Raw genomic sequence first — 17,137 nt, forward strand, 5'->3', positions numbered from 1 at the left:
CTTAGTTTCCTTTACCGGCAACGGCGGTGCTGCTGCTGGCCACGGCGGCGGCTGGCACGGCCTTGGCGGCCGTCAACTCCACTTTCTGCCCATCCTTGAAGGTCGAGCCCGGCGTGCGCAGCACGGTGTCGCCGCTGGCCAGGCCGCTTTGCACTTCCCACTGGCCCGTGCGCACGTCGCGCGCGCCGATGCGCAGCGTGGCTTTATGCAAGGCCTTGTCCTTGACTTTCCACGTGTACGTGACGTCGCCCGCCTTCACCAGGGCCGAGTCGGGGATCATCAGCGCGCTGACGGTTTCCGTCTCGATGCGGCCTTCCGCATACAGGCCGGCCACGCGCGGCTGTTCCTTGTCGTTGAAATCGACCAGCACGGCCACCTGGCGCGTGACGGTGTTGGCGGCAGGATCGACGCGGCGCACCTTGCCCGCGAAATCCTGTCCCGGATAACCATTGATGCGGAACAACACCGGCTGGCCCACCTTGACGACGCCGATCTTGTCGGCCGATACCAGGCCTTCCAGGCGCATGCTGGTCGGATCGATGACCTTGATCAATTCCTTGCCGATTTGCGCCGTATCGCCATTCGATACCTTGCGCTCGCTCACGATGCCGTCGAACGGCGCGCGCACGAGCGTGCGCTGCAGCTGCTGGCGCGCCTGGGCGGCGCGGCTCTTCGCGGCGGACAAGTCGCTTTGCGCATTGTTGCGGCGGATTTCCGCGTCTTCCAGCGCCTGCGTCGACGTCATGCCCGAGGCGCGCAGGGTTTTCATGCGCTGGAACATGCGTTCGGACTGTTCCAGCACCTGGCTGGCGGCGCGGCTGGCTTCTTCGGCCGAATTGAGGCTGTCGCGGATGGACGTTTCGTCCAGACGCACCAGCACGTCGCCCCGCTTGACGATTTCGCCGTTTTCCTTCAGGACCTGGATCACCACGGCCGATACTTCGGCGCGCAAATCCGCGTTGCGCTCGGGCTGGACGGAACCGGTGATCACGGGACCGGACGCCAGCGCATTGCTCTGGATAGTCAGCAAGTCTTCCGGGGACACCAGCAGATTGACGGCAGCGCCCGCCTGCTCCTTGGCATTCTTGCCACCCTTGCCGGGATCTTTGGACTCTTTGCCGCAGGCGGCCAGGGCAGAAGCGATTGCCAGAACAAACAGGGTTTTGCGCAACATGGGTAATTCTCCGGATAGATAGCGCCACGACCGTCCCGATGGCCCGGATAGGGCCGGCAAGCGATGGCAGGCATTTATTTTTATTAAAACCACAAGCGCCAAAGTATCCATGAGCGCGTCTGGGCATGTCAATCGGCGGTTTCCTGTAATGCTTTAATCAATGGATGAAACGTAGTTTTTACGCCCTGAAACGCAAAACCCCGCCTTGAAGCGGGGTTTTGTGTTTCAGGAAAAAAATGCTTAGCGGGCAAACACGGAATTGATCAGGAAACCGATCGCCACGCCCGTGCACAGGCCGCCGGCGATTTCCACCAGGGTATGCCCCATGCGCTCGCGCAAGGTCTTGTGTGCGGCGCTGACCGCCTCCCCCGCCAGGCGGTTGATGGCCGCCGCCTGCTTGCCCACGTGCTGGCGCAGGCTGTTGGCATCGATGATGACGATGAAGGCCAGGGTCACGGCCACGCCGAAGGCCGGATGGCCTATGCCTTCGCGCAAGGCGATCAGGGTTGCCATACTGGAAACGACGGCGCTATGGTTGCTGGGAAAGCCGCCATTGCCGACCAGGCCGAACGCCCATTGCCGCGTGCGGACACTGTTGATCAGAAATTTGATCGGTCCGACCAGGATCCAGGTGATCAGGGGCGTGACGAGGTAAGCGATATCCACGGGGTATTCCTTCTTATATATATGTAGAGAGTATGCAAGAGACTGCGGCAGCCGGATGGGCGCGCCGCAATTATCGCAGATCATCCGCGCCAGCAGAACTGTCGGTCGTCGGCCTATAAAACGCCGCCCCCGGCGGCAACTAATATAAAATCATGGCATATACAACAATTGACGTATATCAACACTGAGTGCGGCGCGCACAGCGGCGCGGATAATCAAACGTCTTTCATACTTGCAACGGGGTACTCATGCGGCATTTCAGAATTTCCTTTTTAGTCACTTTTATCCTGATGGCAGTGTCGGGCTGGTGGGGCTACAGCCATGGCGGCATGTCCGGCCTGATCAATGCCCTGTGGATCACGGGCGTGCTGGGCGTCATGGAAGTATCGCTGTCGTTCGACAATGCCGTGGTGAATGCCTCGGTCTTGCGCCACTGGAATGAATTCTGGCAAAAACTGTTCTTGACGGTCGGTATCCTCGTGGCCGTCTTCGGCATGCGGCTGCTGTTCCCGCTGGTCATCGTTTCCGTCGCCACAGGCCTGGGCCTGGTCGACGTGTGGACCATGGCCACCACCACGCCCGATGTGTATGCCAAGCACCTGACGGACAACCATGCGCAAGTGGCGGCCTTCGGCGGCGCCTTCCTGCTGCTGGTGTTCCTGAACTTCCTGTTCGACGACGAGAAAGAATTGCACTGGCTGGGCTGGGCCGAGGAAAAAGTCAACGCGCTGGGCACGGAAAGCCTGGCCGTACTGATCACCATGGGCGCCGTGGCCGCCTGCGTGGCGATGGGCCCCGCGGAAGCCAAGTACAGCGTGCTCGCCTCGGGCATCGTCGGCATCGCCGTCTACATCGGCGTGAACTGGATCAGCGGCTTGCTGGAAGAAGGCGAACCGGACTTGCAGGATGACGAGGAAGAAGGCGCCGCACCGGCCAAAAACGGCAATGGCGACCTGGTAAAAACGGTGGCGCGCGGCAGTATCGGCGGCTTCCTGTACCTGGAAGTGCTGGATGCCTCGTTCAGCTTTGACGGCGTGATCGGCGCGTTCGCCATCACCAACGACGTCGTCATCATCATGCTGGGCCTGGCCATCGGCGCCATGTTCGTGCGCTCGATGACGGTGTACCTGGTGCACAAGGGCACGCTGGACGAATTCGTCTACCTCGAGCACGGCGCCCACTATGCGATCGGCATCCTCGCCCTGATCATGCTGGCGTCCGTCAAGTACCATATTCCGGAGTGGTTCACGGGCCTGTCGGGCGTGGCCTTCATCCTGGTCTCGCTGTGGTCGTCCTTGCGTTATCGCAAACGGCACGCGGCACAAGCTTGAAATCGGGGGTTCCGCCCCCAATTGAGAGAGTAATGGCACGAGCGTCTCATGCGCTCATCCCATGAATGCATGATCGAGTTTAATTTTTTAAGGAGCACCACATGGCAATCAGTTTGCAAAAAGGCGGCAACGTCAACCTGAGCAAGGAAGCACCGAACCTGAAGAAGATCATCGTCGGCCTCGGCTGGGATCCTCGTTCGACGGACGGCGCCACCTTCGACCTTGACGGTAGCGCTTTCCTCCTGAAAAGCGACGGCAAAGTCCGTGGCGACTCTGACTTCATCTTCTATAACAACCTGAAGTCGACCGACGGCTCCGTCGTGCACACGGGCGACAACACGACGGGCGAAGGCGAAGGCGACGATGAGCGCATCGAAATCGACCTGACCCGCGTGCCGGCTGACATCGACCGCATCAGCATCACCGTCACCATCCACGACGCCGACGCCCGCCGCCAGAACTTCGGCATGGTCTCGAAAGCCTTCATCCGCTGCCTGAACGCGGAAGGCGAAAAAGAAATCGCCCGCTACGACCTGTCCGAAGACAGCTCGACGGAAACGGCGATGATCTTTGGCGAAATCTACCGCTACAACGGCGAATGGAAGTTCAAGGCCATCGGCCAGGGCTTCAACGGCGGCCTGGGCCCCCTCGCCCGTTCTTTCGGCGTCAACGCCTAATTCACGCTCGTTAAACCTACTGCGCCGCTCACTTTCGGGCCTGCGTTGCTCGCTGTACCTCCGTACAGCTGCGCGACTTAACCCGAAATCGAGCTTGCTCGCTACGGTTTTCCGAGGTGAATTATCTTAATGTCATATCATTAATGCCGCCTGCACAGTTCAGGCGGCTTTTTTTTGGAGATTTATCATGCCAGTATTTAGTGTCACGGGCGACGTCGATCCCTTCCTCCACGTCAGCATGAAGCAGGGCGAAACCATCTATTGCGAATCCGATGCGATGGTGATGATGGAAACGGCGCTCGATTTGAAGGGCAAGATGACGGGCGGCCTGGGCAGCGCCATCATGCGCCGCTTCGCCAACGGCGAATCGTTCTTCCAGCAGCATATCGAAGCGGTGCGCGGCAGCGGCGACTGCCTGCTCTCGCCCACCCTGCCGGGCGCCATCGAAGTGGTCGACGTGGGCGCGCGCCAGTACCTGCTCAACGACGGCGCCTTTGTCGCCGCCACCTCGGGCACGGAAATGAAAGTGCGCACGCAAAGCATCGGCAACGCGCTGTTCGCGCAGTCGGGCGGCTTCTTCGTCATGGAGACGGCCGGCACGGGGCAAGTGGTGGTGTCGGGCTTCGGCTCCATGTTCCAGCTCGACGTCGAACCGGGCAAGGACGTCGTGATCGACAATTCCCACGTGGTGTGCTGGGACAACAGCCTGAAATACGAGATTTCCGTGACCACGGGCGGCGGTGCCAGCGGCGGCGGCATCGGCGGCTTCCTCGGCAATATCGTCAACAGCGTGACCAGCGGCGAAGGCATCGTGCTGCGCTTTTCCGGCTCGGGCAAGGTGTTCATCTGCTCGCGCAACCGCGATGCCTTCCTCAAATGGACGGCCAGCGGCAAGGCCGGCTGATTCCCTCTCTATAAGGCCAGGTTAAGTTTTTCTGGCTACACTGCCCGCGCGCGCACCTGCGCGCGGCTTCCCCTTTCTTTACCCGGTCCCCCGTACATGCAAAGAGTCTGGTTCAACAAAACATTTTCCTCGGTCGGCACGGCCATGCGCCTGATCCGCGAAGCCGATATTGCCGCGACCAATGGCGCGCCGCGCTATCACATCGTGTGCAGCAATACGAATGCGCATGCGGCCGCCTTTTTGTCGGCCCACGAATATGTGGTCGAACCGTCGGGACTGACGGGCCACAATTATGTCGAGTGGTGCCTGGAATTTTGCCGCGAGCGCGATATCACGATTTTCTGGCCCGGCAAGGAAGCGGGCCTGATCGGCAGCGCCAGCGCGCGCTTCGCCGCCATCGGCACGCGCGTGCTCAGCGTGGCCAGCGAAGAGACACTGACCTTGATGCACGACAAGGCGCGCTTCTGCGAAGGCCTCGACCTGCCCATGGCGCGCCCGGCCGACTACCGCGCCGTGACCACCATCGCGGAATACGACGCCGCCTACGCCGAACTGCGCCCGCTGCATCGCAAGCTGTGCATCAAACCGTCCGAATCCGTGTATGCGCTGGGCTTTGCCATTCTCGATGAAGAGCGCACCAGCGCCCAGCTGTTGCTGGCCGGCGCCGCGTATCAGATCAATGCGCAAGAGCTGCGCAACGGCCTGGCGCAGATGGGTACATTTAAAACCCTGCTGCTGATGGAATACCTTGACGGCCACGAATACAGCGCCGACTGCGTCGCCGACCAGGGCAAGCTCGTTTGCGCCGTGCCGCGCAAAAAGCTGCATGGAGGCGGCAGCGGCCAGCTGATCGAACTGCGCGACGACCTGCTGGCCGCCTGCGACAAGCTGGCGCGCGACTACCGTCTGAACGGCGTCTTCAACATCCAGTTCCGCGAAGGCGCGAACGGCCTGGCTTTGTTGGAAATCAACCCGCGCATGTCGGGCGGCATCGGCATGGCGTGCGCGGCCGGCCCCAACCTGCCCTACCTGGCGCTGGCCGGCTTCGACCAGGGCTTTGACAAGCTCGCCGTGCCCGCCATCCGCGAAGGCATGCGCGTAGGCGAAGCCGCCTGCGCCGTGGAGCTGCCATGAACCTCGTCAAGCAGCAGATGCCCACGGGCGAGCTGACCCTGAAGGTGGACGAGGCGCGCTTTCCGCTGGACTGGCTGATCGGCTTTGCCGCGCGCGCCAACGCCAAACGGGGCTTTTTGTTCCTGTCCAAGGTGCTGGGCAAGCACTGGCCCGTCACGCCGCGCGCCATGCAAGCCATCCACGACGACCTGGCCGCGCAAATCCCCCCCAGCCTGCCCGGTCCCGTCGTCTTCATCGCCATGGCGGAAACAGCCGTCGGCCTGGGCCAGGGCGTGTTCGAGGCGTGGCTGCGCGCCAACCCGAATGGAAAAGCGCTGTTTTTGCACAGCTCGCGCTACCGCGTGGGCACGGTGCCCTTCTTCGAATTCGAGGAATCGCACAGCCACGCGCCGCGCCAGTTCTTACACTTGTCGGACACGGCCAGCGCCCTGTTTTCCACGGCGCGCAGCCTGGTGCTGATCGACGATGAAGCGTCAACCGGCAACACCTTCGCCAACCTGGTGCAAGTGTGCCGCGCGCGCTATCCGCAGCTGGAAAAGCTGCACCTGGGCGTGATCACCAATTTCATGGGCCAGGCCGCCAACGCGGGCTTGAGTGAGCGTTTCGGCCTGCCCACCACCATCGGCGCGGCGCTGTCCGGCCAGTACGCCTTCCAGGCAGGCGCTGCGCCTGCTCCGGTAGCGGCCAGCGCGCAGCGCTTCGAGGCGAATGCAGAACGGGGCGCCAGCTCCGCCTTCGGGCGCATCGGCGTGGGACGCGCGCTGGCGCCGCCGCAAGGCCTGGCGGTGCAGCTGGCGCAGGAGATCGGCGCCGGCGACTCCGTGCTGGTGCTGGGCACGGGCGAATTCATGCACCCGTCGTTTTTGCTGGCGCGCGAGCTCGAAGCGCTGGGCAAGAACGTGGTGGTGCAATCGACCACGCGCTCGCCCATTTTGTCGTGGGGCTCCGTCGGCCATATCGTCCACTGCGACGACAATTACGGCGAAGGCATCGCCAATTACCTGTACAACGTGGCGCCTGGCCAGTACCAGCACGTGTTCATCTGCCATGAAACCCCGGCCAGCCCGGCCCTCATGCAACTCGCCGGCCAGTTGAATGGCCGCCTGTTCCACTTTCAGTCAGAGACCCAAATTGAAGAAATTCCTGTTTGTTGATCTGGACGACACACTGTTCCAGACCCCGAAAAAATGCCCCGGCGAGACCGACCTGCAGCCGGCCGCCTATCTGAAAAATGGCGACGCCTGCTCGTTTACGACGGCACGCCAGCGCGCCTTCTTTGATTTCGCGCAAAGCGGCATGACCCTGATCCCCGCCACGGCGAGGAATGGCGACGCCTTCCGCCGTGTCGACCTGCCGTTTACCAGCTACAGCGTGCTCGATTACGGCGGCATCGTGCTGCAGCCAGGCGGCGCGCTCGACGCGGGCTGGCTGGCCCTGATGCAGAACGACATGCAGACGGCGCTGCCCGGCCTGCGGGACGCCATGCGCATCATCGACGATTTTCAAATCAAGACGGGCATGCCTTCGCGCGCGCGCCTGATCGAGGACTACAACACGCCGTTCTACATCGTCGTCAAGGACCATGAAGCACGCGGCGAGCGCCTGGCCGACATCGAAGAGCAAGTGCTGCAGCAGTGGATCGCCACGGAAGGCAGCGACTACTTCATCCACCGCAACGGCAACAACCTGGCCGTGCTGCCAAAAACCTTGAACAAGGCGCGCGCCGTGGCTTACCTGCGCGCGGAACTGGAAGCCGAACATGGCCCCATCGTCAGCTTCGGCATGGGCGACAGCCGCTCGGACGCGCGCTTCATGGCCGCCTGCGACTACGCCATCATCCCCAACGGCACCCAGCTGGCGGCACTCACGGTGGCGGCGCTATGACGCAAGACACGCAGCATTTCAGCGGCAGCTACCGCCAGGAAGACGTGGAGTTTCTGCTCACGCCGATGGCGCTCGAACCGATTCTCGACCTGGCCGAAAAGGAGCGTTTGATCCAGTCGGGCCAGCGCCACTACAGTGAAATGCTGTCGCCGGAGTCCCTGCCCTCGCCCGCCTACCTGGCCCTGTTCCAGAGCGCATTTTCCGCCAACCGCCTGCAGATGGCGCGCGACTGTCTGCGCCTGGCCGCCCTGATCGCGGCGCGCCGCGCGGGGCCCATCACCCTGGTGTCGCTGGCGCGCGCCGGCACGCCCGTGGGCGTCATCCTGGGCCACTTGCTGCGCCAGGTATTCCAGCGCGCATGCAGCCACTATTCCGTCTCCATCATCCGCGACCGCGGCATCGATGCGAACGCTTTGAAGCACATCCTGGCGCAGGGCCATGCAGCTGAATCCCTCGTCTTCGTCGACGGCTGGACGGGCAAGGGCGTGATTTCGCGCGAACTGCGCCAGACGGTCCACGATTTCAACGCGGCCAATGGCACGGCGATAGACGGCGGCCTGTTCGTGCTGTCCGACCTGGCCGGCACGGCCGCCTGCGCCGCCTCGGCCAGCGACTACCTGATCCCGTCGAGCATCCTGAACGCCACCGTCTCGGGCCTGGTGAGCCGCTCCGTACTCAATGAAGCCATCGGCCCCGGCGACTTCCACGGCTGCGTGTACTACGCGCAGTTCGAGCAGCACGACCAGTCGCGCGCTTTCGCCGACGGCCTGGTGGCCGACGCCATGGCGATTGCCGCCAGCAGCGGCATCCCGCTGGCCGAAGCGAGCGACGCGCCAGCCATGGCGGCCCGCTCGCAAGCCTACATGGCGGCGGCGCAGCAGCAATACGGCATCAGCGACATCAATCTGATCAAGCCAGGCATCGGCGAAGCGACGCGCGTGCTGCTGCGCCGCGTGCCCGAGCGCCTGATCGTGCGCGACACGAATGCGCCGGACGTGGCACATTTGCTGCTTCTGGCGCAGGAAAAAGCCATACCCATTACAGTAGAACCGGCACTGCCTTACCAGGCGGTCGCCCTTATCAGGAGCGCAGTCGATGGATAACAACTCCCTACACCCACAAAGTGAGCATAAAGCGGCGCTGGGCGCCTCCATGTATGTGCCGACCACGCACAAGGACTTGCTGGCGATCGCCAATGGCGACAAATTCAGCCATTTGCGTTCGGTCATCCTTTGCACCGAAGACGCCATCGCGGAACGCGACCTCAGTTACGCGCTGTTCAACCTGTCGCTGGCGCTGCAAAACATGGCCGACGAATCGGATACCTTGCGCTTCGTGCGCGTGCGTAACCTCGAGGTGCTGGCGCGCGTGCTGGCCATGCCCGGCGCCGACAAGTTGAGCGGCTTCGTGCTGCCGAAATCGACGCGCCACAATTTCGCCGCGTATTTCGACCTCGTGCGCCACACGCATCATTTACTGATGCCGACCTTGGAAACGGCGGAAGTGTTCGACGACGAGGAAATGAAGCAGTTCCGCATCATTTTGTCGGCGCCGGAAGTGCGGCGCCGCATCCTGGCCCTGCGCATCGGCGGCAACGATTTATTGGCCCTGCTGGGCCTGCGCCGCCCCACCAGCGGCACCATCTACCAGACGCCGCTGGGGCAGGTCATCGGCCGCCTGGTGACGATCTTCAAGCCGCACGGATTCCAGCTGACGGCGCCCGTCTTCGAGCACCTGTCGCAGGGCAGCTGGCTCGACGCCGAAGTGGCGCAGGACATGGCGCACGGCATGATCGCCAAGACGGCCATCCACCCTGACCAGGTGCCGCAGATCGAGCGCCACTACCAGGTGGCGCAGTCGGACATCGAACTGGCGCTGCGCATCATCGACCCGGACAGCCCGGCCGTGTTCCGCATGCAGGAATCGATGTGCGAAGTGGCCACGCACAGCAGCTGGGCCCTGCGCATCATCGAGCAGGCGCGCCTGTTCGGCATCCGCCACGCGGCCGACAACGCCGCCCCGCACCTGCCGACTATCTCATTGACTCAACTCTCAAGCGACGAAGGGATTGCACGACCATGACCAATTTCACACGCGGACAAAAAGGCAAACTGGCGGACCTGGGCTTGAACGGCCCGTTTGCCGTCACCCTCGATATCGTTTCCGGCTCGATGGAAGTGGACGTCAGCTGCTTCGGCGTCGATGCGGCCGGCAAGCTGTCGGACGACCGCTACATGGTGTTCTACAACCAGAAAAGCGCGCCGGACAATGCCGTCACGGTGGACTTGAACGGCCCCCGCTCCACCTTCCAGGTCGACCTTTCCCGCCTGCCCGCCTCGATCGACAAGCTGGTGTTTACGGCGGCGACGGAACAGGGCAGCATGCGCGCGCTGGGCAACTCCAGCATGGCGCTGGGCCAGGCCGCCACGTTTGCCTTCACGGGCACGGACTTCCAGGACGAAAAAGCCGTCATCATCGGCGAACTGTATCGCCGCGACGGCAGCTGGCGCTTCGGCGCCGTGGGCCAGGGTTTCGCGGGCGGCCTGGCGGCGCTGCTGAAGCACTTCGGCGGCAGCGAGGCAGCGCAATCTTCTCCGTCGCCGGCTCCCGTGCCTGCGCCGGCGCCAGCGGCCCCGCCAGCGGCGAATAAAATCTCGCTGTCGAAGATCCGCCTGGAAAAACGCGGCGACAAGATCTCGCTCGACAAGCGCGACAGCGGCGGCTATGGCCGCATCCGCGTCAACCTGAACTGGAACCAGAATGCGTCGCAAGGCCAGGCGCCCGCCTCGAAACTGGACACGGGCTTCCTCGGCAAACTGTTCAACAAGCCGGCCGGCCGTTCGGGCGGCATCGACCTCGACATCGGCTGCCTGTTCGAAATGAGCAATGGCGCCAAGAGCGCCGTGCAGGCGCTGGGCAACAGCTGGGGCGCCTACGACCGCCCGCCGTACATCCACCTGGAAGGCGACGACCGCACGGGCAGCGTCAGCAGCGGCGAAAACATCTTCATCAACGGCACCCATTTCGACCAGATCAAGCGCGTGCTCGTCTACGCCTTCATCTACGAGGGCGTGCCGAACTGGGCCGCCACGGATGGCGTCGTGACGATCGAGATCCCGGGCCAGCCGACGGTGGAAGTGCGCCTCGACAGCGACAGCCAGCACGCCATGTGCGCCATCGCCATGCTGGAAAACCACGGCGGCAACCTGCAGGTGACAAAATTGGTGGAATACTTCGGTGGCCAAGGTAAAATCACGGCGCACCAGGCCATGGATGAAAGATATAACTTTGGCCTGAACTGGAAAGCCGGCCGGAAAGACTAACTCTTTCTCCAACTAAACAATTCACCCCTTAACATGACCCCTACGACCAAAAAAGTCACCTTCGCCTTCGCCATCTTCCTCGTGGCCGGCTTCCTGCTGCTGGCAGCCTACACGTGGATGGCCCTGAGCTTCTCGTACTCGGAAGGCGAACGGGCGGGCTACCTGCAAAAGTTCTCCAAGCGGGGCTGGATTTGCAAGACGTGGGAGGGTGAATTGCTGCTGACGGCGCTGCCCGGTACCATCCCGGAAAAATTCCAGTTCAGCGTGCGCGACGAGGAAGTGGCGAAGCAGTTGACGGCCGCGGCCGGCAAGCGCATCCTCGTCACCTACAGCCAGCACAAGGGCGTGCCCACGCAATGCTTCGGCGAGACGGAATATTTTGCCGATAAAGTCGTCCTGAGTCAGTAATACCGTCATTCCAGCAGTACCGCGCCGGCCAGCCATACTCGTGCCGGCGCCCCTCCCCGCTCTCCAGCCGCATGGCGCGCCTCACACATTCCCGCTTTCTTATACACTATCGCAATTAGTTCTGACTGGAACTGTTCATTCGTGTAGTAAAAACACACAATGCTTGCGCTAGCGCAGTACGTCCAGCCAGCCCGCCGTTAGCGAGCATCACCACGACCGGAAATACTATGCGCATACGCCCCGCCGCCCTGGCCTTGCTGGCCGCCTCGCTCCCCCTGTCCGCCCAGGCACAGGATATCTCCGGCATGGCCGGCGCCCTGAAAGTCAGTTCGACCAATGAGCGCACCTTTGTCGCCGCCGTCAGCTACACGCAGCCGGTGGGCGACTACAACGCCATGAGCCTGTCCTACATCAATGAGGGCCATCCGCAAGACCATCACCGCGACGGCATGGCGGGCCAGTTCTGGCTGCGCACGAAAAAGGTGGAGCAGGGGCTGATGCTGGGCGCCGGCGCGGGCCGCTATTTTTTCTTCGATACGGTCAGGACCGACGACGGCCTGCACAATTTCGACAATGACCATGGCTGGGGTTCCATCGTCAGCCTGCAGGCGCGCTGGCAGTTCGACAACCGCTGGTATGCGCAGGCACAGCTCAACCGCATCAAGCCCGACGGCAAGGACAACACCACGCACCTGCTGATCGGCGCGGGCTACCGCTATGACGGCGTGCCGGGCGCCAAGCTGCACTTGCAGAACTGGGCGCACGACGACACCTTGACCGTCTCGACGGGCCACACCATCGTCAACAGCTTGCGCTCGGAGTCCTCGCGCCCGTTCACCCTGGAATACCGGCGCGCGGCGGGAAAATACGTGGACTGGACCGTCACCGCCCTCGACGAAGGCGACACGGACCTGGCGCACCGGCGCGGCGTGGCCGCCCAGCTATGGCTGATCCGTTCGCTCAATGAAAAGGTGGAATTCGGCATGGGCGGCGGCCCCTACCTGGCATGGGACGGCCGCGACACCCAGGGCCACAGCACGCGCCTGACGGGCTTGCTGTCAGCCGTGGCCCGCTACCACGTCGACCGCCGCTGGGTGGCGCACGTGGCGTGGAACCGGGTCATCACCGATTATCACCGCGATGCGGATGTGATTTTGGTGGGGGTGGGACGGAAGTTTTGATGGCGGAACAAGTCCCGGTGGGACTGGTTCCGAATTCTGTTAACGTGAACGCCAGACGGCTCCCGCGTCATTCGGCTGCGTCAGGCGCTCGATCACTTCGCGCGTCAGACTGGCCGAACTCACCTGTTCGGCTTTCGCGCGGGCGGCGCTCAAGGAGCTGGAAAAGACGGTTTGCGGCTGCTCCAGGCTGGCGCGCAGGGCCGCCAGTTCGCGCTCCTGCTGCTGCGCGCGCTCCGTGTCCCGTTCCAGCAACTGCTGCTTGGCCTCGGCCATCGCGCGCGTCGTGTCGGCCGCCTTGCGCTGCAGGGCAGCATGGGCTTGCGCGCTGGCCAGCAAGGCTTGCTGCGCGTCGAGTTTCTCGCTGGCGGCCTGCTGCGCAGCCAGTTCCAGCTGTTCGCGCTGGCGCATGGCGTCGAGCGCCTGCTGTTCCATGCCGGCGCGCGCTTCGGCTGCCGCCGTCGCCTGCTTTTCCGCTTCCAGGCGGCCGGCGATGGCGTTCGACGCGCGTTCCTCGGCGGCCGTCGTCTGGCGCTGCTGCACCAGTTTTTGCGCGATCAGGGCCAGCGACTCGCGCTCGGCCGCGACGAAATCGCGCTCGGATGCCAGCAGCGCTTCGGCAGCTTGCGCCTTGTCTTCTTCCACGCGGGCGCGCTCGCTATGTACTTGTCCCAGCTCCACGGCCAGGCGCGCCTGCGCCTGCACGGCTTGCGCGGCAGCGGCCTTTTTTTCGCCTTCGACCAGCGCCTGGTCCATCAGGATGCGGATGGCGTCGGCTTCCTTTTGCGCCGCTTCCCGCAAAGCCTGTTCGGCGGCGTGCTGGCCGCGCAGCAGTTCCGCTTGCGCACCTTCGGCGGCGATGCGCTCCTGCGCCGCGTTGCACGCCAGCGCTTCCGCTTCCAGTTTTTCTTTCAGGGCGGCGATGGCGGCCTGCTCGGCGGCCAGGCGCTCCTGCTCCGCCTGCTGCAGCTGCTCCGCCTGCCGTGCTTTTTCCTGCGCCAGTTGCGCTGCCTGCGCCTGCGCGGCCAAAGTCGCCTTGCCGGCATCGACTTCGGCCTGCTCGGCTTCGTTCTGGCTGGCGGCCAGTTCCGACGCCTGGCGCGCCAGTCCGGCGCGTTCCTGCGCCAGGCTGGCGGCGCGCTGCTGTTCTTCCAGTTCGCGGGCTGCCGCCACGGCGGCTGCCTGCTCGGCCGCTTCGCGGGCCTTGGTCTGTTCCAGTGCGGCCGTTTCCGCTTCCAGCTTGGCGTGGCCGGCGATTTCCGCGTCCTGTTCGGCGGTCACGCGGGCCAGCGCCACGGCGCGCAGCTGGCGGTCCACCTCGATGCGCGCCTCGGTGGCGGCCAGGATGCGCACGTCGGCATCGCGGCGCGCCTGCGCGCTGGCCACGGCGACCATTTCCAGGCGCTCGCGGTGGATGGCCGCGTCGCGCAATTCCTTTTCCGTCTGCAGGCGCAAACGCAGCGATTGCGCCGCATGGCGTTCCGATTCCGCCTGCGCCAGGGCGATGGCTTCGCGTTCCTGCTCCAGGTGCGCCAGCGCGCGCGCTTCTTCCAGGGCGCGCACTTCGGCGGCGGCGCGGTTGAAGGCCGATTCCAGCGCGATCTGGTCGGCGCGCTCGCGCTGCACCGTCAAGTCCAGCGCTTCGCTTTCCGCTTCGGCCAGCATCTGCGCCGTCTGGCGCGCGCCGTGGGCGTGGCGCTCGCGTTCGCGGGCCAGCACGGCGACACGGGCATCGGCCGAGGCGATGCCCACCATTTCTTCCTTGGCCGCCTGCACGGCGGCGACGCGCTCGACGGCCTGCAGGCGCGCCTGCTCCGTCTGCACCTGCAATTCCTCGGCGGCGCGGGCGGCCTGCTCGGCCAGTTCCGACTGCACCGCCACCTGCTCGCTGGCGCGCAAGCGGCTTTCCTGCTCGGCGCGGGCGCGCTGTTCGGCGGCCAGGCGGATTTCATTATCGGATTCCACGCGGGCGCGCAGTTCGGCCGTTTCCTGCTTGACGGCTTCCAGGCGGGCCACGCTGGCTTGCGCGGCGGCGCGCATGGTGTCCAGGCGTTCACGGTTGGCGGCAATCGCCTCTTCGGCGGCCTGCGCATTCTGCTGCGCGGCGGCGGCGGCGGCCGCGTCGATGGCGGCGCGGTCCTCGGCCAGCGAGCGCACGCGCGCCTCGGCCAGCGCGCGGCTCTCGGCGGCGCAGGTGGCCTTCGCTTCCGCTTCCACGCGGGCAATCGCCTCGTGGATGGCTTTCAATTCCATTTTCTGGCGTTCGGCGGCGGGCGCCTTGATGTCGGCTTCGGCTGACGGCTCGGCTTGCGGTTCGGGCGTGATGGCGACAGCCGGCGCTTCCGCCTTGCGCTCCAGGTCCTTGAAATCATGCAGCGAGACCATGCTGTCCTGGTCGAACTCGTCGTCGGCGGAATACGCGACGGTGAGGGAGGCGGCCTGGCGCTGATTTTGCTGTGCTTGCATGATTTCTCGCTTATTCGGGTGAATTCCGTTGCTTATGGGAATTTATTACCACCATTATCGAACAGGCATGCACAAATCAGCGCGGCAAGAAGAAGGACGTTTACCGCCCTTTTCCCACGTTTAGGTCAAATGGGCCAGAGCGGCGCTTCGTCCATCAAGGCCACCTGTTCGCGCAATTCCAGGATGCGGTCCTGCCAGTAGCGCTGCGTGTTAAACCACGGGAAGGCGACGGGGAAGGCGGGATCGTCCCAGCGGCGCGCCAGCCAGGCCGAATAATGGATCAGGCGCAGGGTGCGCAGCGCTTCGACCAGGTACAGCTGGCGCGGGTCGAAATCGCAGAAATCTTCATAGCCGGCCAGGATGTCGCTCATCTGGCGCACCTGGTCGCCGCGCTCGCCCGACAGCATCATCCACAGGTCCTGGATGGCCGGACCCATGCGGCTGTCGTCGAAATCGACGAAATGGGGGCCGGCGTCCGTCCACAGCACGTTGCCGCCATGGCAATCGCCGTGCGTGCGCAGCACGGCCACATCGCCCGCGCGGTCGTAGCAGCGCTTGACGCCGTCGAGCGCCTGCTGCGCCACGCTGGAATAGGCGGCCAGCAGTTCGGGCGGCAAAAAATTACCTTCCAGCAAGAATTCGCGCGGTTCGACGCCAAACGTCTGGTGATCGAGGGCCGGGCGTTCCTTGTAGGCGGACAGCGCGCCGACGGCGTGGATGCGGCCGATGAAGCGCCCTATCCATTCCAGGGTCGCCGGATCGTCCAGCTCGGGCGCGCGGCCGCCGTGGCGGGGAAAGACGGCAAAGCGGAAGCCCTGGTACTGGTGCAAGGTGCTGCCGTTGATGGCCAGCGCCGGCACCACCTGGATTTCGCGCTCGACCAGCTCGGACACGAACGCGTGTTCTTCCAGGATGGCGGCGTCGCTCCAGCGTTCGGGACGGTAAAACTTGGCCACCAGGGGCGCGCTATCCTCGATGCCCACCTGGTAGACGCGGTTTTCATAGCTGTTCAGCGCCAGCAGGCGGCCGTCGCCGCGCAAGCCCACGCTGTCGAGGGCGTCGAGCACGCAATCGGGGCTCAGTGCGGAAAAGGGATGGACGGGCCGGTCGTCCTCGTGCGGCTGGTTTTCATTGTGCATAAGCGACATTGTAAGGCGCGCGCGGGCCGCCGGTGCAAACACTTCGGTGATGAAGCGCCGCAAGGCGTATACTGGCGGCTTACATTCAATCAAAGAGCAAGCCATGCAACTCGAACAGCCATTATCAGAAAAAGAATTCGACGAATTAGACCAATTCCTGTTGTCGGACCGGTGCTCCGAAGACGCCATGACCATGGATATGCTGCACGGCTATCTGACGGCCGTCGCCATCGGCCCGGAACCGATCATGCCGGCCGAGTGGTTGCCGCGCGTGTGGGGCGAAGATGCCGAAGATGCGCCGAAATTCAAGAACAGCAAGGAAGAAGAGCGCATCGTCAACCTGATCATGCGCTTCATGAACGAAGTGCTGGTGACGTTTGAAGTGGCGCCGAAGGAATTCGAAGCCCTGTTCGTCGAACACGACTACGAAGGCCAGACCCTGATCGACGCCGAAGCCTGGTGCTGGGGCTTCTGGGACGGCATGGAACTGCGTCCGGGTTCGTGGAACGAAATCTGGGATTCCGAAGTGGCCGAGCTGATGCAGCCGATCTACCTGCTGGGCGCCGACGAAATCAAGGAAGAAGAGCTGAAACTGGTGGAAGACCCGGTCAAGGCGCACAAGCTGGCGCAGGAACTGGAAGCGAACCTGCCGGCCATCCACCGTTTCTGGGTGCCGCGCCGCAAGGCTCCCGTGCAAACCATGAAGCGCGAAGAGCCGAAAGTGGGCCGCAACGACGACTGCCCTTGCGGCAGCGGCAAGAAGTTCAAGAAATGCTGCGGCGCCGAGCCGGCAGCCGAGTAATACCGCAATAGCATCCCCGCTGCGCCGGCGTCCTGCCGGCGCAGCGCTGGC

General features: G+C 63.9%; 16 protein-coding genes. 12 read left to right on the forward strand and 4 right to left on the reverse strand.

From position 1 onward, the window contains the following. Position 1: 1 nt before the first annotated feature. Both IGS61_RS26310 and IGS61_RS26315 read right to left on the reverse strand, forming a co-directional pair. The gene (locus IGS61_RS26310; RefSeq protein WP_230542283.1) at positions 2 to 1,174 is read right to left on the reverse strand and encodes an efflux RND transporter periplasmic adaptor subunit; all 1,173 of its coding nucleotides are present in this window, start codon (positions 1,172 to 1,174) and stop codon (positions 2 to 4) included. A gap of 240 nt (positions 1,175 to 1,414) precedes the next feature. Further along, a complete protein-coding gene (locus IGS61_RS26315; RefSeq protein WP_230542284.1) occupies positions 1,415 to 1,840 on the reverse strand; it encodes a divergent PAP2 family protein in 426 nt (141 codons plus the stop codon). Positions 1,841 to 2,088: 248 nt separating this feature from the next. Between IGS61_RS26315 and IGS61_RS26320 the strand changes: the two genes are divergently transcribed. From IGS61_RS26320 to IGS61_RS26370, 11 genes are all read left to right on the forward strand, one after another. Further along, positions 2,089 to 3,171 carry a DUF475 domain-containing protein gene (locus IGS61_RS26320; RefSeq protein ID WP_230542285.1) on the forward strand — a complete coding sequence of 361 codons (1,083 nt, stop codon included), beginning with the start codon at positions 2,089 to 2,091 and terminating at the stop codon, positions 3,169 to 3,171. Between the two features lie 101 nt (positions 3,172 to 3,272). Next, positions 3,273 to 3,848 (forward strand): TerD family protein, encoded by a 576-nt coding sequence (locus IGS61_RS26325; protein WP_046682304.1) that lies wholly within the window; start codon positions 3,273 to 3,275, stop codon positions 3,846 to 3,848. Positions 3,849 to 4,035: 187 nt separating this feature from the next. Continuing rightward, positions 4,036 to 4,752 carry a TIGR00266 family protein gene (locus IGS61_RS26330; protein ID WP_035826041.1) on the forward strand — a complete coding sequence of 239 codons (717 nt, stop codon included), beginning with the start codon at positions 4,036 to 4,038 and terminating at the stop codon, positions 4,750 to 4,752. Between the two features lie 96 nt (positions 4,753 to 4,848). Next, complete coding sequence (locus IGS61_RS26335; RefSeq protein WP_230542286.1) at positions 4,849 to 5,886, forward strand: ATP-grasp domain-containing protein; 1,038 nt, start codon at positions 4,849 to 4,851, stop codon at positions 5,884 to 5,886. Then, the gene (locus IGS61_RS26340) at positions 5,883 to 7,040 is read left to right on the forward strand and encodes a phosphoribosyltransferase domain-containing protein (RefSeq protein WP_230542287.1); all 1,158 of its coding nucleotides are present in this window, start codon (positions 5,883 to 5,885) and stop codon (positions 7,038 to 7,040) included. The genes IGS61_RS26335 and IGS61_RS26340 overlap by 4 nt, the downstream gene beginning before the upstream one ends. Then, positions 7,018 to 7,770, forward strand: a complete 753-nt coding sequence (locus IGS61_RS26345; RefSeq protein ID WP_230542288.1) for an HAD family hydrolase — start codon at positions 7,018 to 7,020, stop codon at positions 7,768 to 7,770. The genes IGS61_RS26340 and IGS61_RS26345 overlap by 23 nt, the downstream gene beginning before the upstream one ends. Next, on the forward strand, positions 7,767 to 8,873 hold the full coding sequence (locus tag IGS61_RS26350; protein WP_230542289.1) for a cysteine protease StiP family protein: 1,107 nt from the start codon (positions 7,767 to 7,769) through the stop codon (positions 8,871 to 8,873). The genes IGS61_RS26345 and IGS61_RS26350 overlap by 4 nt, the downstream gene beginning before the upstream one ends. Beyond that, positions 8,866 to 9,852, forward strand: coding sequence for an HpcH/HpaI aldolase/citrate lyase family protein (locus IGS61_RS26355; protein WP_230542290.1), 987 nt, complete (start codon positions 8,866 to 8,868; stop codon positions 9,850 to 9,852). Before IGS61_RS26350 ends, IGS61_RS26355 begins: the two co-directional genes overlap by 8 nt. Continuing rightward, positions 9,849 to 11,093, forward strand: a complete 1,245-nt coding sequence (locus IGS61_RS26360; protein WP_230542291.1) for a TerD family protein — start codon at positions 9,849 to 9,851, stop codon at positions 11,091 to 11,093. Before IGS61_RS26355 ends, IGS61_RS26360 begins: the two co-directional genes overlap by 4 nt. Before the next feature lie 33 nt (positions 11,094 to 11,126). Next, positions 11,127 to 11,501 carry a hypothetical protein gene (locus IGS61_RS26365; protein WP_046682297.1) on the forward strand — a complete coding sequence of 125 codons (375 nt, stop codon included), beginning with the start codon at positions 11,127 to 11,129 and terminating at the stop codon, positions 11,499 to 11,501. Between the two features lie 227 nt (positions 11,502 to 11,728). After that, positions 11,729 to 12,682: a hypothetical protein gene (locus IGS61_RS26370; RefSeq protein ID WP_230542292.1), complete on the forward strand. Its 954-nt coding sequence runs from the start codon at positions 11,729 to 11,731 to the stop codon at positions 12,680 to 12,682. A 39-nt stretch (positions 12,683 to 12,721) separates the two neighbouring features. On the opposite strand, the gene IGS61_RS26375 is transcribed toward IGS61_RS26370, so the two are convergent. Both IGS61_RS26375 and IGS61_RS26380 read right to left on the reverse strand, forming a co-directional pair. Then, positions 12,722 to 15,145, reverse strand: a complete 2,424-nt coding sequence (locus IGS61_RS26375) for a hypothetical protein (RefSeq protein WP_230542293.1) — start codon at positions 15,143 to 15,145, stop codon at positions 12,722 to 12,724. Between the two features lie 125 nt (positions 15,146 to 15,270). Then, positions 15,271 to 16,284 carry a serine/threonine protein kinase gene (locus tag IGS61_RS26380; RefSeq protein WP_230542294.1) on the reverse strand — a complete coding sequence of 338 codons (1,014 nt, stop codon included), beginning with the start codon at positions 16,282 to 16,284 and terminating at the stop codon, positions 15,271 to 15,273. Positions 16,285 to 16,387: 103 nt separating this feature from the next. Here IGS61_RS26380 and IGS61_RS26385 point away from each other — a divergent pair, with 103 nt between their 5' ends. Beyond that, positions 16,388 to 17,086, forward strand: coding sequence for a UPF0149 family protein (locus tag IGS61_RS26385; RefSeq protein WP_077401213.1), 699 nt, complete (start codon positions 16,388 to 16,390; stop codon positions 17,084 to 17,086). The last annotated feature ends 51 nt before the right edge of the window (positions 17,087 to 17,137 follow it).

This window comes from Janthinobacterium sp. FW305-129, assembly GCF_020858115.1.
GTDB lineage: Bacteria > Pseudomonadota > Gammaproteobacteria > Burkholderiales > Burkholderiaceae_D > Janthinobacterium.